Origin of the sequence: Tardiphaga sp. (assembly GCF_028290495.1) — a bacterium.
In the GTDB taxonomy this organism is placed as follows: domain Bacteria; phylum Pseudomonadota; class Alphaproteobacteria; order Rhizobiales; family Xanthobacteraceae; genus Tardiphaga.
The window spans coordinates 26,149-40,073 of sequence record NZ_JAQGJT010000041.1 but is presented as its reverse complement, the minus strand read 5'-3'; the positions used below and the strand labels follow the sequence as shown (position 1 = coordinate 40,073).

Here is a 13,925-nt window from a genome sequence, read left to right as displayed (position 1 = left end):
GAACGATCAGCCTTCCGGACGACCGGCCTTGCCACCGACCAGTTCGCGCAGCCATTTGCGATGATGCCGCCACGCCCAGCCGCCGGTCACGCGGCCGTTGGTCATCGCGCTGATCGTGCCGCGCACCCAGATCGCCGCATAGACGTGAACGATCCAGACGCAGATGATAACCACCGCCGCCAACGCATGAACAAGTATCGCAATGCGCTTCTGGTCGATCGTCGTATAGGCCGCAAAATACTGGTCCCAAATCGCGAAGCCGCTGATGATGAGGACGATGATCAGCAGCGACATGCCCCAGAACACCCCCTTCTGGCCCGCATTGTACTTGCCGACTTCCGGCAGTCGTTCCTCATGGCCGCCGACCACGTCGCGAATCCGGGAGACCCAGACGCCGTCCTCGCGCTGCCACAGGTTGGCGCGCCAGAAGCGGATGAACAGGCCACTGAAGGAGAAGAACAACACCACGCCGATCCACGGATGAACGGTGCGGGTCCATTGCCCGCCGCCGAACAGCCAGGTCAAAAAGAACAGGCTGGGATGAAACAGCGCCAGCCCCGACAGCGCCAGCAGCACGAGGCAGGTCGCAGTGATCCAGTGGTTGATCCGCGCGCCCTTCGTGTAGCGATCCACCGTAACCGGATCGCCGGGATGAACCTGATCGCCGGTCTCGACGTCATACGCCGTCATGGATTGCTCCCGGTCAGACGCTTGGCATTCTCCTCGTCCTCGGGCGACACGCGGTTGGCGCCCGACACCAGGTGATGCATGAAACCGATCGCCGCGAAGGCGCCGATCGCCGCCATGCCGACATATTTGGTCATGCCTTTCCACACCTCGACGATCGGGCTGATCCTCGGATTGTTCGGAAGGTTGGCGTAGATCTCAGGCTTGTCGGCGTGGTGCAGCACGTACATCACATGGGTGCCGCCGACGCCCGGCGGATCGTACAGGCCGGCATTCTTGTAGCCGCGCGATTTCAGATCCGTGATGCGGATATCGGCCCATTTCTTCATGTCGTCCTTGGTGCCGAATACGATCGCCTGGGTCGGGCAGGCCTTGGCGCAGGCCGGTCCCTGGCCGACGGCGACACGGTCCGAACACAAGGTGCATTTGTAGGCCTTGTGATCGACCTTGGAGATGCGCGGGATGTCGAACGGACAGCCCTTCACGCAGTAGCCGCAGCCGATGCACTTGTCGTGATCGAAATCGACGATGCCGTTGGAGTACTGCACAATCGCGCCGGGCGCCGGGCACGCCTTGAGACAGCCGGGGTCGGCGCAATGCATGCAGCCGTCTTTGCGGATCAGCCACTCCAGATTGTCGGATTCCGGATTGATCCATTCGGTGAAGCGCATCACCGTGAGGCTCTGCGGCGACAGATCGGACGGATTGTCGAGGACGCCGTGGTTGGCGCCGACCTCCTCGCGCAGGTCGTTCCATTCCAGACAGGCCGCCTGGCAGGCCTTGCAGCCAATGCATTTCGACACGTCGATCAGCTTGGCCATCGGCTCAAGCTGACGCGCGGGGGCGGCGACGCTCGACGCCGAGCGACGCACCATGTCCTGCTCGCCGAATTTCGGCGCGGACTGCAGGGGGGGATTGGGGATCGGGGGAAACACGGCGATATCCTCCCTAGGCCACAGGCCCGGCGATGGCTTCGATATTGACCAGAAATGCCTTGAACTCCGGCGTCTCGATGTTGGCGTCGCCTACGAACGGCGTCAGCGAGTTCGGCCCCCAGCCCTTCTTCGCTTCACCCATGAAGCCCCAATGGATCGGGATGCCGACGACGTGCACCGTCTTGCCGTCGCAGATCAGCGGCCGGATCCGTTTGGTGACCACCGCCTTGGCCTTGATCGAGCCGCGCTTCGACCAGACGCGCACCCATCCGCCGAGTGTAATGCCCTTCTCCTTCGCCAGTTCCTCGCTGATCTCGACGAAGAATTCGGGCTGCAGCGCGGCGTTGATCCGGGCGTGCTTGGTCCAGTAGTGGAAATGCTCGGTGAGCCGGTACGATGTCGCCGCATAGGGGAATTCCGCGGCGTCGCCAAACTGCTCCATGTCGTTCTTGAACACGCGAGCAGCCGGATTGCCTCGAATCTTCGGCGCGATCACATTCGCAATCGGCGACTCGAACGGCTCGTAATGCGCCGGGAACGGGCCATCGCGCATCATGCCCCGCACGAACAGCCGCGCCGACCCCTCCGGGTTCATGATGAACGGCCCGACATCCTGCGGCTTCGCATTGGGTGCGATATCCGGCACGTCGTAACCGGTCCAAGCCGTGCCATTCCACTCCATCAACTTGCGGCTGGGATCCCACGGCTTGCCGTTGAGGTCGGCGGAGGCGCGGTTGTACAGAATGCGGCGATTGAGCGGCCACGCCCACGTCCATTTGAGATAGGCGCCGGTGTTGTCGGGGTCGCTGGTGTCGCGGCGCGCCATGTTGTTGCCGGCCTCGTTGTAGCAGCCGGAATAGATCCAGCATCCGCACGCCGTCTTGCCGTCATCGCGCAGCGCCGCGAAGCTGACGACCTGCTTGCCCTTGGCCAGCACGACCTTGGTCGGATCGTTGGGATCCATGACGTCATCGAGAGCCGAGCCGTTCAGCTCCTTCGCCAGTTCATCGGCGGTCGGCTCATACGGATCCTTGTAGCGCCAGTCGAGATTGAGGATCGGGTCCGCGATCGGGCCGCCCTCCTTGCGATACAATTCGCGCAGCCGCACGAAAATGTTCGCCATGATCCAGTTGTCCGTGCGCGCTTCGCCCGGCGGGCTACCGGCCGGCCAGTGCCACTGCAGCCAGCGGCCGGAATTGGTGAGCGAACCCTCGTCTTCGGCAAAACAGGTGGTCGGAAGCTCGAACACCTCGGTCTGGATATTGGCGGTATTGACGTCGTTGTGCTCGCCGTGATTCTGCCAGAACCGCGACGTTTCGGTCTGCAGCGGATCCATGATGACGAGGAATTTCAACCTGGAAAGCGCATCCGTCACCTTCTTGCGGTTGGGGAACGCCATCAGCGGATTGAAGCCCTGACAGAAATAGCCGTTCATCTTGCCTTCCTTCATCAATTCGAAGGCACGCAGGATGTCATAGGTCGGCACGTCCATCTTCGGCAGCCAGTCATAGGCGAAGTTGTTCTCCGGCGTCGCCGCGTCGCCCCACATCGATTTCAGGAAGCTGACGAAGAACTTCTTGTAGTTCTGCCAATAGCTGGTCTGGTTCGGCAGCAACGGCTTGAAACCGCGCGTCGACATGTAACTGTCGAAGGTAGGCTCGCGTTCGACCGGCAGGGTCAGATAACCCGGCAGCATGTTGGACATCAGCCCGATGTCGGTCAGGCCCTGGATGTTGGAGTGGCCGCGCAACGCATTCATGCCGCCGCCGCGCACGCCGATATTGCCGAGGATGAGCTGCAGCATCGCCATGCCGCGGATGTTCTGCGAGCCCTTGGAATGCTGGGTCCAGCCGAGCGCATACATCGACGTCATGGTCTTGGTCGGCGACGAACACTCGCCGATCATCTCGCAGATCTTGACGAACTTGTCCTGCGGTGTGCCGCAGATCCGCGACACCATCTCCGGCGTATAGATCGAGACATGCTTCTTGAGCAGGTTCCAGACGCAGCGCGGGTGCTGCAGCGTGGGATCGGTCATGACGAAACCGTCGGGCCCGATCTGATATTCCCAGCTCGAGCGGTCGTAGTCGCGCTTGGTCTCGTCGTAGCCCGTGAACAGGCCGTCCTGATAGTCGAAGCCGTCCTTGATCAGATAGGCCGCATTGGTGAACGCCTTGGTATATTCCCACTGCACCTTGTCGTTCAGCATGCAGTAGTTGATCACGCCGAGCAGGAAGGCGATGTCGCTGCCCTGACGGATCGGCGCGTAGAAGTCGGCCACCGACGCCGAGCGCGTGAAGCGGGGGTCAACGACGATCAGCTTGGCGCCACGGTTCTGCTTCGCCTCCGTGACCCATTTGAAGCCGCACGGATGCGCCTCAGCGGCATTGCCGCCCATGATCACGACGAGGTCCGTGTTCCGGATGTCGGTCCACGAGTTGGTCATTGCGCCGCGGCCGAATGTTGGAGCCAGACTGGCTACCGTGGGGCCGTGTCAGACACGCGCTTGATTGTCAAAGACGACCATCCCGGCGCTGCGCACCACCTTGTAGGTCGTCCACGCCGTCTCATTGGTGGTGGCGGATGCGGCGAGGAAGCCGGTGGTCGTCCATCGGTTGACCGTCACGCCGTCATTATTTCTCGCGACGATGTTCTTGTCGCGGTCATCCTTCATCAGCCGCGCGATGCGGTCGAACGCGAAATCCCAGGACACCCGCTCGAACTTGTCGGAACCCGGCTTGCGAACCTGCGGGTAGAGCGTCCGGGTCTTGGCATGCACGATGTCGAGCAGCGCGGCGCCTTTCGGGCACAGCGTGCCGCGGTTGGTCGGATGATCCGTGTCGCCTTCGATGTGGATGATGTCGGCCCGCTCGCCCTTCTTCACATCACCCTTGGCGTAGATGATGATACCGCAGGCGACCGAACAATACGTGCAGGTGTTGCGGGTTTCGGTCAGGCTGGCCAGCTTGTAGGGGCGTATCGATGCCGCGAACGCTGTTTCCATGTCGCCGAAACCGAGGGCGCCCAGCGTGGTCACCGCCAGTCCGGCGCCGGTGCCCTTCATTAATTGGCGTCGAGAGATTTCGATATTCATGGCCGGTTCTCCTTCGAGACCTAACCCTCCGGCCATTACGCGGCTCCGGAGGACGCAAGCGCGCCAAGCGTAGAACAAGCGTAGAATCTGTCTAGCGAAAACAAGGTAGAGTTCAGAAGTCGTCGAAGTCAACTTATCCCGCGGAGACGAACTCCGGGAATGTCTGCGGCAATGCAATATGCGAGACGCCGGGCTGCACAAGAGATCGTGAGTATCGAAAATACCGGCGGCGAATTTGCTGCGCATCAACGCGCGCAGCTTGCCCGGCAGCTTCAAAGTGTAGTTCGGCTCATCGCAGCGATGCACTACTTCAAGACGCTGCATTGCAACACAACTACTCCTGCGCCATATTGCCGCTGCCGGCTCCGCGAATTGATTTGACGATCGTCGCGCGTTGATCTCCAAATCGCGGCGTGACCTGTCGAGGTGCTCCCGAGGTTCGGGGCGTGCAATTTGACCATGCGAGCCAGCCGCTCAGGGTCCTGATCCTCACGGCAGCGTTTCTGTTGGCCACTTACGCGCAGCCCTGCGCCTCCGAGTTGATCCGCATCGACGAGACCACCAGGCCGGACTTCTCCTTGCAGGATCTGACCGGCCGCGACGTCGCGCTGCGCGACTTCGCCGGACGAACGGTGCTGGTACATTTCTTCGCCACCTGGTGCGAACCCTGCCGTGAAGAACTGCCGGCGCTGACCCGGCTGCTTGAGCGCTCGCCCGGCGTGGCCGTGCTGGCGATCTCGGTCGCAGAAAACGGCCAGCGGGTGGGCCGCTTCTTCCAACAGACGCCGGTCGGTTTCCCGGTGCTGCTCGATGTCGAGCGCAAGGTGGCGAAGTCGTGGGGCGTGACCGCGCTGCCGACCACCTACGTTCTCGACGCCGCGATGCGACCGCGCCTCATGGTCGAAGCGGACTACGCCTGGGACAGCGTCGGCTTCGGGGCCGACGGGCAGCTCGTCAGCCGACAAAACGACATCAAACCCACCTCCGAATGACCATCCAACAAAGGGGAACGATCATGAGCTTCAATCGGCGTGAACTTCTCAAGGCTGGTGCCGCCCTGTCATTGGCGGCCGGGTTGCCGCGGCAGGCAGCGGCGCAAGGCGCCTTCGCCCCCCAACCGGGCGCGTGGCGCGAATTCCAGATCGTCACCCGGCTGGAAATCGCCAATGCCAAGGGCCCGACGCAGGCCTGGATTCCGGTGCCCTCCGTCAACGAACAGGACTGGTTCGCGTCCGCCCCCAGCCAGTGGACGAGCAACGGGCAGGCCTCGCTGAAAAAAGACCAGAACTACGGCGCGGGACTGGTGCACGCGGAATGGAGCGACGCACAGGCGACGCCGGTCATCGAGGTGACCAGCATCGTCAAGGTGCGCGACCGGGCGATCGACCTGTCGAAACCCGGCAATGCGCAAACTTTGTCGGCCGCCGACCGCGCGCTCTATACCGGCTCGACCGAGCTCACTCCGACCGGCGGCATCGTCAAGGAGACCGCCGACAAGATCGTCCGGGGCAGCAAGACCGATCTCGACAAGGCTCGCGCGATTTATGAATGGGTGGTCGACAACACCTTCCGCGACGCCAAGGTGCGCGGCTGCGGCGTCGGCGATATCGCCGCCATGCTGAAGAGCGGCAATCTCGGCGGCAAATGCGCGGACATCAATGCGCTCTATGTCGGGCTCGCGCGGGCAGCCGGCCTGCCGGCACGCGACGTCTACGGGTTGCGCATTGCGCCGTCGAAATTCGGCTACAAGAGCCTCGGCGCCGGATCTGCCGTGATCTCGAAGGCCCAGCACTGTCGCTCGGAGGTGCATCTCGCCGGCTTCGGCTGGGTCCCGGTCGATCCCGCGGATGTTCGCAAGGTCGCACTCGAGGAGTCGCCGGCCAATCTCAAGATCGACGACCCCAAAGTGGCCGCGGCGCGCCACACGCTGTTCGGTGCGTGGGAAACCAACTGGCTAGCCTACAACTTCGCCCACGATGTGGCGCTGCCCGGATCCAGCGGGCCGAAGCTCGGCTTCCTGATGTATCCGCAGGCGGAGACGGCGAGCATGCGGCTGGACTGCCTCGACCCGGATACGTTCAAGTACACAATTACCTCCAAGGAATTGAGCGCTTGATGCGGCCGGGCACATTGCGCGCGGTCCGGCGGGGAACCATTTGGCGGTATGCTTTGTTTTGCAAACCGTCCCTCACCGGAGGCGAGCATGAAACCCGTTTCACTGATAACCTTCGCCGCTTCCGTGCTGACGCTCGCAGCGATCCCTTCGCTTGCCCAGAACAACACCCAGCAGCAGCCCGACAATCACTCGGGCACCGCGCCAGAAAACATGGGCGCCACCGGCTGGACCGGCGGATCGCGCGGCCAGACGCACGACTCGGCAACCAGCAGCGGACCAGGCAACAGCGCGAAAGATACCGAAGCTGCCAAGGACCAACCGGAGATGGCCACCGGCGAAGACCTCAAGGGACCACCCGTGCAGTTCCCGGCCAACAAGACCCCCGAATAGCACGACACGCTTCGGCGCGCGCTGTCGTTGCCCAACGACGGCGCGATGCGCGCTCACGTGATGATCGCGCACCCCGAAGAGAATGAACCCATGAACATTCAGAATCCAAACCATGAGACCTTGCGCCTCACCAGCATGGCGCATGGCGGCGGCTGTGGCTGCAAGCTAGCGCCCTCCGTCCTGCAACAGCTACTCGGCAAGCCGACGATCCAGCCCTTCGCGCAACTTCTCGTCGGCACCGAGACCGGCGACGACGCGGCGGTGTGGCAGCTCGACGACAACACCTGCGTGATCGCCACCACGGACTTCTTCATGCCGATGGTCGACGACCCCTTCGAATTCGGACGCATCGCCGCGACCAACGCCATCTCCGACATCTATGCGATGGGCGGCACGCCGATCATGGCGCTGGCGATCCTCGGCATCCCCATCGACAAGATGCCGGCCGAGATGGCCGCGACGATTCTGGCCGGCGGCTCGGCGGTTTGCGCGACGGCCGGCATTCCCATCGCCGGCGGCCATTCGATCGACTCGCCGGAACCGATCTATGGCCTTGCGGTGATCGGCACCTGCAAGCCCGGCGACATCCGGCGCAATGCCGACGCGCGGCCCGGCGATGCCATCATCCTCACCAAGGCGCTGGGCGTCGGCATCTATGCGGCAGCCTTCAAGAAGAACGGGCTGTCCGACAGCGCCTATGCCGACATGATCGCATCGATGACGCTGCTCAACCGGGTCGGCACGCGGCTTGCGAAAGATCCGGCCGTCCACGCCATGACCGATGTTACCGGTTTCGGCCTGTTCGGCCATGCGATGGAGATGGCGCGCGGATCGGCTGCGACCGTTGTTCTGAACGCCGCGCACGTCCCGCTGCTGCCGGCGGCGATCGAACTGGTGCGGCAGGGATTCGTGACGGGCGCATCGACAAGGAACTGGGCGAGCTATGGCGACAGCGTCCGCCTTCCCGCCGATTTCCCCGATTGGCAGCGCCATCTCTATACGGACCCGCAAACGTCAGGCGGATTGCTGATCGCCTGCGATCCGGACCATGCGGAGACAATCGTGCAGGGGATCGTCGATGACGGCTACGCCTATGCGCGCATCATCGGTCACGTCGAGCAAGGCGAAGCCGCAGTCCGTATAAAGGAGTGAGCGGGCGAACCTGCGCCTTGCGGCACTTCGATCGCATCAAGATTGTTCGCGGAGCGGGCGTCGTCATAACAAGCAACCAGAAGGCGATCGGCCGACGGCATCCAGCAGGCCGAGATCGTTACGCGTATCGCGCCCCCAGGGCGGATCGGCGAGAATCACGGTGGTGACAGCGAGTTCATCCGGTGATTTTCAATCGAGCGATCTCGCCAGCGGTCCCATAGCACCGTCGAATGTTTCACTGGTCTGACGTCGCTCCGCCTCGGGATGAATTACGCGTCCCATCAGCAGCAAGAAAATCGAATTCGATGATCGGTATTGCACCTGGCGAGCGCTCGTTCAGAAATTCTGAATCGCCACCTTGGATTTAATTAAAAGACCAAAGCACGTCGCATGCGTAAAAAAGGTACATGAGTGCGCGAAACGGCTGCAAATTAAGGCCGCATTAAGATTTCATTAAGGCTGCATTAAGCACGGAAAACCGCGATTTTGCAGATAGTTCGGATGTCTTGGCCTGTGGCGGATGGGTGACAGTATTTTATGCAGAAGCCGTCTACATCTCGGTCATGGACGAAGCCGAAGCGCGGCTCATCTAAAACAGTTTTCTGGAGACCACCCAATGAAGAATTTCCTGATGGGCACCGTTGCCCTCATCGCCCTCGGCGCTGCTGTTCCGGCTCTCGCTGCTGACATGGCTCCCCGCACCTACACGAAGGCTCCGGCCTACGTCGCTGCCCCGATCTACAACTGGACCGGTTTCTACATCGGTGGTCACGTCGGCGGCGCCTTCCGCGGCAACGACAACAACCTGCTCGGCGGCAGCAACGATGGCACGTTCATGGGCGGCGTCCAGGGCGGCTACGACTACCAGTTCGCCCAGAATTGGGTCATGGGTCTGGAAGCCAACTACTCCTTCCTGAACACCAGCAGCAACTTCGCTAACCGCGGCCTCGGTTCGGTTACCGGCCGTCTCGGCTACACCTGGGGCCCGTCGCTCCTGTACGTGAAGGGTGGTTACGCTTGGGCTGACTCGCGCTTCACCAACGGCTTCTCCGGCAACGGCGGCAACGATGGTTACACCGTCGGTGGTGGTCTGGAATACCTGTTCACCCAGAACTGGTCGGGCAAGGTTGAATACCAGTACTACAACTTCGGCAACACCAGCTTCGTGACCCCGACCGCTGTCGTCGGTGGCTTCACCAACGACGTGCACTCGGTCAAGGCTGGCCTGAACTACCGCTTCAACCTGGGCGGCGCTCCGCTCCTGGCGAAGTATTGATCTGATCGAAGCTTCTAACGAAGCTTCAGTCTAGTCTCGGAAAGGCCGGCGCTTGCGCCGGCCTTTTTGTTTGTCTGCGGTCCACGCGAACGCAGCCGAATGAGGCACGGGGGGAGAATCTTCCATCCCGCGAAATTCAATCGTAGGCACGGCGCGCTGCCGGGCCCATCCGCGCCGGACGCATGGCTGTGCGCGGCACGCCATCCTTGCCTGATCGATCGAAATCATGGACTGCTGAGCCAACAATCCAGGCTGCCGGCGTCAATGAGCGCCAAAGGAGTCGCCCCATGAACCAGATGTTTTCCGCACCCGTCGGCCAAGCCGATTCCGCGAATCACCTGCGCCACGACTGGCAGCGCGACCAGGCCCAGACGCTGTACGACCTGCCGTTCGCCGACCTGATCTTTCAGGCGCAAAGCGTCCATCGCCGCAACTTCGACCCCAACCACGTCGAGACCGCGAGCCTGCTGAGCATCAAGACCGGCGGCTGCGCTGAAGATTGCGGCTACTGCTCGCAGAGCGCGAAATACGACACCGACGTCAAGGCGACCAAGTTGATGGACCGCGAGGCCGTGGTCGCCACCGCACAGCGCGCCAAGGAAGCCGGCGCGAGCCGCTTCTGCATGGCGGCAGCGTGGCGCAATCCGAAGGACAAGGATCTCGACCGGGTCTGCGAGATGGTCAGCGCCGTCAAGGATCTCGGGCTGGAGACCTGCGCGACGCTGGGGATGCTGACCGGCGAGCAGGCGCAGCGCCTGCAGGACGCCGGCCTCGATTTCTACAATCACAACGTCGACACCTCGCGCGAATTCTACGGCAAGATCATCTCCACCCGGACGATGGAAGACCGCATCGAAACGCTGGCGCATGCGCGCCATGCCGGGCTGAAAGTCTGCTGCGGCGGTATCGTCGGCATGGGCGAGCAGGTCGAGGACCGGCTGGGCATGCTGATGCTGCTGGCCAACCTGCCGCATCATCCGGAAAGCGTGCCGATCAATATGTGGCAGGAGGTAAAGGGCGTGCCGGTCAATGACACCGCCGAGCGCCCCGACCCCATCGCGCTGGTGCGCATGATCGCGGTGGCGCGAATCATGATGCCGAAGAGCGTGGTGCGATTGTCCGCTGGCCGGCAATACATGACCGACGAATTGCAGGCGTTGTGCTTCATCGCCGGCGCCAATTCGATTTTCATCGGCGACGTCCTGTTGACGACGAAGAATCCGCAGATCGACCGAGATGCGGTGTTGCTGGACAGCCTCGGCATCACCTCGGCGCTCGACAACGTAAAAACACCGGCGGCAGCCAATCCAGCCTGAAACAGATTGCGATCCGACATGCCTTCAAAGACAGACGCCATTGCCCGTCCCGCCGACGAGTTGCGCTACCCGTTCGAGAACCATCCCGGCGTGGATCAGGTCGTCGAGGTCGCGCCCGGCGTATTGTGGATCCGGCTCGACCTGCCGTTCCGCCTCAACCATGTGAACATCTACCTGCTCGCCGATGGCGATGGCTGGGCGATGGTCGATACCGGGATCGGCAACGAGGCGACGATCGCAGCGTGGACGGCGTTGTTCGATGGCGCGCTGAAGGGCAAGAAGATCAGCCGGGTCATCGTCACCCATGCGCATCCCGACCACGTCGGCCAGGCCGGCTGGATGGTGCAGCGATTCCAGTGCCCGTTCTACATGTCGCAGGTCGAATATCTGCAGGGCGTCTATCACCAGAATCGCCGCACCGAAGAGCGGCTGGTGAACTCGCGAAACTTCTTCCGCCGCCACGGCATGGACGAGGCGATCACCGAGCAACTGCTCGGCCGCGGCCAGGATTACCTGAAGAAGACCGTGCCGCTGCCGGCCGCCTATGTCCGGCTGTCGGACGGCGATGATATTACCATCGGCACGCGCCGCTTTCGCGTTCTCACCGGCGCCGGCCATTCGCCGGACCAGGTGATGCTGTACTGCGCCGACGACGGACTGTTTCTCTCCGCCGATCAGGTGCTCAGCAAGATATCGCCCAATGTCAGCGTCTGGGCGCATGAGCCCGACGAGAATGCGCTGGGTTCCTATTTGCACTCGCTCAGCCGCCTCGGCGAACTTCTGCCGGCCGATGTGCTGGTGCTGCCGGGTCACGGCGTGCCGTTCTACGGCGCCAGGATCCGCATCAAGCAACTCTCCGATCACCACGAAGAGCGCTGCCAGATGATCGCGCAAGCGTGCAGGGATACCGCGAAGACCTCGGCCGAACTGGTGCCGGTGGTATTTTCCAAGCACAAGCTGGATGCGCACCAGACCGGCTTCGCGGCCGGTGAGTTGATCGCCCACATCAACCACATGCTGGCGCAAAAGCGGCTGACCCAGAGCCTGGGACCAGATGGCATATTGCGTTTCAGAACGGCCTGATACGACACGATTACTGCCGGCGATCTTTCGCTAGCATCTTGATCGAAATCAACTTTCGTCCCGCGCCGCAAGCAACCCGGCCCTCACCTGAGCGGGCATCCGGGACCCGGTTTCGGCTCGACAGCAATACTGGAAAAGCTCTAAAACGCGTACAGGCAAAGTTGGCCCGGGTTCCGTTTCAGGGTTTTTGTAATGGACTACAGCAAGTTCTTCACCGACGCCCTCGCCGTCCTGCATGACGAGCGGCGCTACCGCGTATTCGCCGACCTCGAGCGAATCGCCGGCCGCTTTCCGCATGCGGTGTGGCACACGCCGAATGGCCCGCGAAACGTCGTGATGTGGTGCTCCAACGACTATCTCGGCATGGGCCAGCACCCCAAAGTGATCGGCGCGATGGTCGAAACGGCGACCCGCGTCGGTACCGGCGCCGGCGGCACCCGCAATATCGCCGGCAACCATCATCCTCTCGTGCAGCTTGAGGCGGAACTCGCCGACCTGCACGGCAAGCAGGCCGCTTTGCTGTTCACGTCCGGCTACGTCTCGAACCAGACCGGCATTTCGACGCTCGCCAAGCTGATGCCGAACTGCCTGATCCTGTCGGACGCGCTGAACCACAATTCGATGATCGAAGGCATCCGGCAGGCCGGCTGCGATCGCGTCGTGTTCCGCCACAACGACGTCGCGCATCTCGAAGAACTGCTTGCTGCCGCCGATCCGGCTCGGCCGAAGCTGATCGCCTGCGAGAGCCTGTATTCGATGGACGGCGATGTCGCGCCGCTGGCAAAGATCTGCGACCTCGCCGAGCGCTATGGCGCCATGACCTATGTCGATGAAGTCCACGCCGTCGGCATGTACGGCCCGCGCGGCGGCGGCATCGCCGAGCGCGAAGGCGTCATGCACCGCATCGATGTTCTCGAAGGCACGCTGGCCAAGGCCTATGGTTGCCTCGGCGGCTACATCGCCGGCAACCGCGAGATCATCGACGCCGTGCGCTCCTACGCGCCGGGCTTCATCTTCACCACCGCGCTGCCTCCGGCCATCTGTTCGGCCGCGACCGCCGCGATCCGGCATCTCAAGACTTCCAACTGGGAGCGCGAGCGCCACCAGGACCGCGCCGCGCGCGTCAAGGCGATCCTGATCGCCGCCGGCCTGCCGGTGATGTCGAGCGACACGCATATCGTGCCGCTGTTCATCGGCGATGCCGAGCTTTGCAAGAAGGCCTCCGACCTTCTGCTCGAACAGCACGGCATCTACATCCAGCCGATCAACTATCCGACCGTCGCCAAGGGCGCCGAACGGCTGCGCATCACGCCGTCGCCCTATCACGACGACGCGCTGATCGACGTGCTAGCCGAAGCGCTGGTGCAGGTGTGGGATCAGATCGGTCTGCCGCTCAACGCCAAGGCGCTCGCGGCAGAGTAACGCAAGGCCCCCGCATCGCAAGGAATGGCCATTTGGACATCATCTGGAAAGGCATTCTTGGCGGCCTGTTGACCGCCCTGATTGCCTGGCTGTCGAAGCGCGGCAATACACTGCCCGGCATTCTGCCGCTGTTTCCCACATTCGCGATCATCGCCCTGCTGATCGTCGGCGCGAAGGGCGACAGCGCGGGCTTCCGGGAAGCCTGCCTCGCCGGCGTGAAGACGATCCCTGCCTATCTCGGATTTCTCGGCATCTGCTATCTCGCGATCGGCTCGTTCGACTACCGGCTGGCGCTGCTGGCCGGGGTCACCGCCTGGCTGTTCGTCATCCTGATCGCGTTCTTCGTACCGCGCTGGATTTAACGACGATCCGGCATTCCTGCGTGGCCCGGCAAATCCCTGTCGCTTGCGCAGGCGCAACACGCTAGATTTTTCCGGTCGGACGGGCTTCTGCC

Annotated in this window: 13 protein-coding genes; 10 read left to right on the top strand and 3 right to left on the bottom strand. The window is 62.6% G+C overall.

Annotation, left to right across the window (positions count from 1 at the left end; all coding sequences use genetic code 11):
• Positions 1-6: 6 nt before the first annotated feature.
• From JWQ24_RS07060 to fdnG, 3 genes are read right to left on the bottom strand one after another with little or no spacing between them, the layout of a single operon-like run.
• The gene (locus JWQ24_RS07060) at positions 7-690 is read right to left on the bottom strand and encodes a formate dehydrogenase subunit gamma (RefSeq protein WP_299806056.1); all 684 of its coding nucleotides are present in this window, start codon (positions 688-690) and stop codon (positions 7-9) included.
• Positions 687-1,622 (bottom strand): formate dehydrogenase subunit beta, encoded by a 936-nt coding sequence (gene fdxH, locus JWQ24_RS07055; protein ID WP_299806054.1) that lies wholly within the window; start codon positions 1,620-1,622, stop codon positions 687-689. The genes JWQ24_RS07060 and fdxH overlap by 4 nt, the downstream gene beginning before the upstream one ends.
• A 13-nt stretch (positions 1,623-1,635) precedes the next feature.
• Entirely contained in the window at positions 1,636-4,716 is a 3,081-nt protein-coding gene (gene fdnG, locus JWQ24_RS07050; RefSeq protein WP_299806052.1) for a formate dehydrogenase-N subunit alpha, read from the bottom strand.
• Positions 4,717-4,923: 207 nt separating this feature from the next.
• Between fdnG and JWQ24_RS07045 the strand changes: the two genes are divergently transcribed.
• The 10 genes from JWQ24_RS07045 (at position 4,924) to JWQ24_RS07000 (ending at position 13,833) form a co-directional block, all read left to right on the top strand.
• Positions 4,924-5,097, top strand: coding sequence for a hypothetical protein (locus JWQ24_RS07045; RefSeq protein WP_299806050.1), 174 nt, complete (start codon positions 4,924-4,926; stop codon positions 5,095-5,097).
• 65 nt (positions 5,098-5,162) lie between these two features.
• Complete coding sequence (locus JWQ24_RS07040) at positions 5,163-5,708, top strand: TlpA disulfide reductase family protein (RefSeq protein WP_299806048.1); 546 nt, start codon at positions 5,163-5,165, stop codon at positions 5,706-5,708.
• A 23-nt stretch (positions 5,709-5,731) separates the two neighbouring features.
• Entirely contained in the window at positions 5,732-6,832 is a 1,101-nt protein-coding gene (locus JWQ24_RS07035) for a transglutaminase domain-containing protein (protein WP_299806046.1), read from the top strand.
• Between the two features lie 87 nt (positions 6,833-6,919).
• Positions 6,920-7,222, top strand: coding sequence for a hypothetical protein (locus JWQ24_RS07030; protein ID WP_299806044.1), 303 nt, complete (start codon positions 6,920-6,922; stop codon positions 7,220-7,222).
• 90 nt (positions 7,223-7,312) lie between these two features.
• The gene (gene selD, locus JWQ24_RS07025; protein ID WP_299806042.1) at positions 7,313-8,374 is read left to right on the top strand and encodes a selenide, water dikinase SelD; all 1,062 of its coding nucleotides are present in this window, start codon (positions 7,313-7,315) and stop codon (positions 8,372-8,374) included.
• A 616-nt stretch (positions 8,375-8,990) separates the two neighbouring features.
• Positions 8,991-9,650 (top strand): outer membrane beta-barrel protein, encoded by a 660-nt coding sequence (locus tag JWQ24_RS07020; protein ID WP_299806040.1) that lies wholly within the window; start codon positions 8,991-8,993, stop codon positions 9,648-9,650.
• Between the two features lie 296 nt (positions 9,651-9,946).
• Positions 9,947-10,966 (top strand): biotin synthase BioB, encoded by a 1,020-nt coding sequence (bioB, locus tag JWQ24_RS07015; RefSeq protein WP_299806303.1) that lies wholly within the window; start codon positions 9,947-9,949, stop codon positions 10,964-10,966.
• An 18-nt stretch (positions 10,967-10,984) separates the two neighbouring features.
• Positions 10,985-12,049, top strand: a complete 1,065-nt coding sequence (locus JWQ24_RS07010; RefSeq protein ID WP_299806038.1) for an MBL fold metallo-hydrolase — start codon at positions 10,985-10,987, stop codon at positions 12,047-12,049.
• Between the two features lie 192 nt (positions 12,050-12,241).
• The gene (gene hemA, locus JWQ24_RS07005; RefSeq protein WP_299806036.1) at positions 12,242-13,471 is read left to right on the top strand and encodes a 5-aminolevulinate synthase; all 1,230 of its coding nucleotides are present in this window, start codon (positions 12,242-12,244) and stop codon (positions 13,469-13,471) included.
• Positions 13,472-13,503: 32 nt separating this feature from the next.
• The gene (locus JWQ24_RS07000; protein WP_299806034.1) at positions 13,504-13,833 is read left to right on the top strand and encodes a GlpM family protein; all 330 of its coding nucleotides are present in this window, start codon (positions 13,504-13,506) and stop codon (positions 13,831-13,833) included.
• Positions 13,834-13,925 lie beyond the last annotated feature (92 nt).

What these genes read in the sequence shown, in the direction of transcription:
- JWQ24_RS07060 (WP_299806056.1), bottom strand. Translation starts at nt 690, where the DNA reads ATGACGGCGTATGACGTCGAGACCGGCGATCAGGTTCATCCCGGCGAT.
- JWQ24_RS07035 (WP_299806046.1), top strand. Translation starts at nt 5,732, where the DNA reads ATGAGCTTCAATCGGCGTGAACTTCTCAAGGCTGGTGCCGCCCTGTCA.
- JWQ24_RS07030 (WP_299806044.1), top strand. Translation starts at nt 6,920, where the DNA reads ATGAAACCCGTTTCACTGATAACCTTCGCCGCTTCCGTGCTGACGCTC.
- selD (WP_299806042.1), top strand. Translation starts at nt 7,313, where the DNA reads ATGAACATTCAGAATCCAAACCATGAGACCTTGCGCCTCACCAGCATG.
- JWQ24_RS07020 (WP_299806040.1), top strand. Translation starts at nt 8,991, where the DNA reads ATGAAGAATTTCCTGATGGGCACCGTTGCCCTCATCGCCCTCGGCGCT.
- bioB (WP_299806303.1), top strand. Translation starts at nt 9,947, where the DNA reads ATGTTTTCCGCACCCGTCGGCCAAGCCGATTCCGCGAATCACCTGCGC.
- JWQ24_RS07010 (WP_299806038.1), top strand. Translation starts at nt 10,985, where the DNA reads ATGCCTTCAAAGACAGACGCCATTGCCCGTCCCGCCGACGAGTTGCGC.
- hemA (WP_299806036.1), top strand. Translation starts at nt 12,242, where the DNA reads ATGGACTACAGCAAGTTCTTCACCGACGCCCTCGCCGTCCTGCATGAC.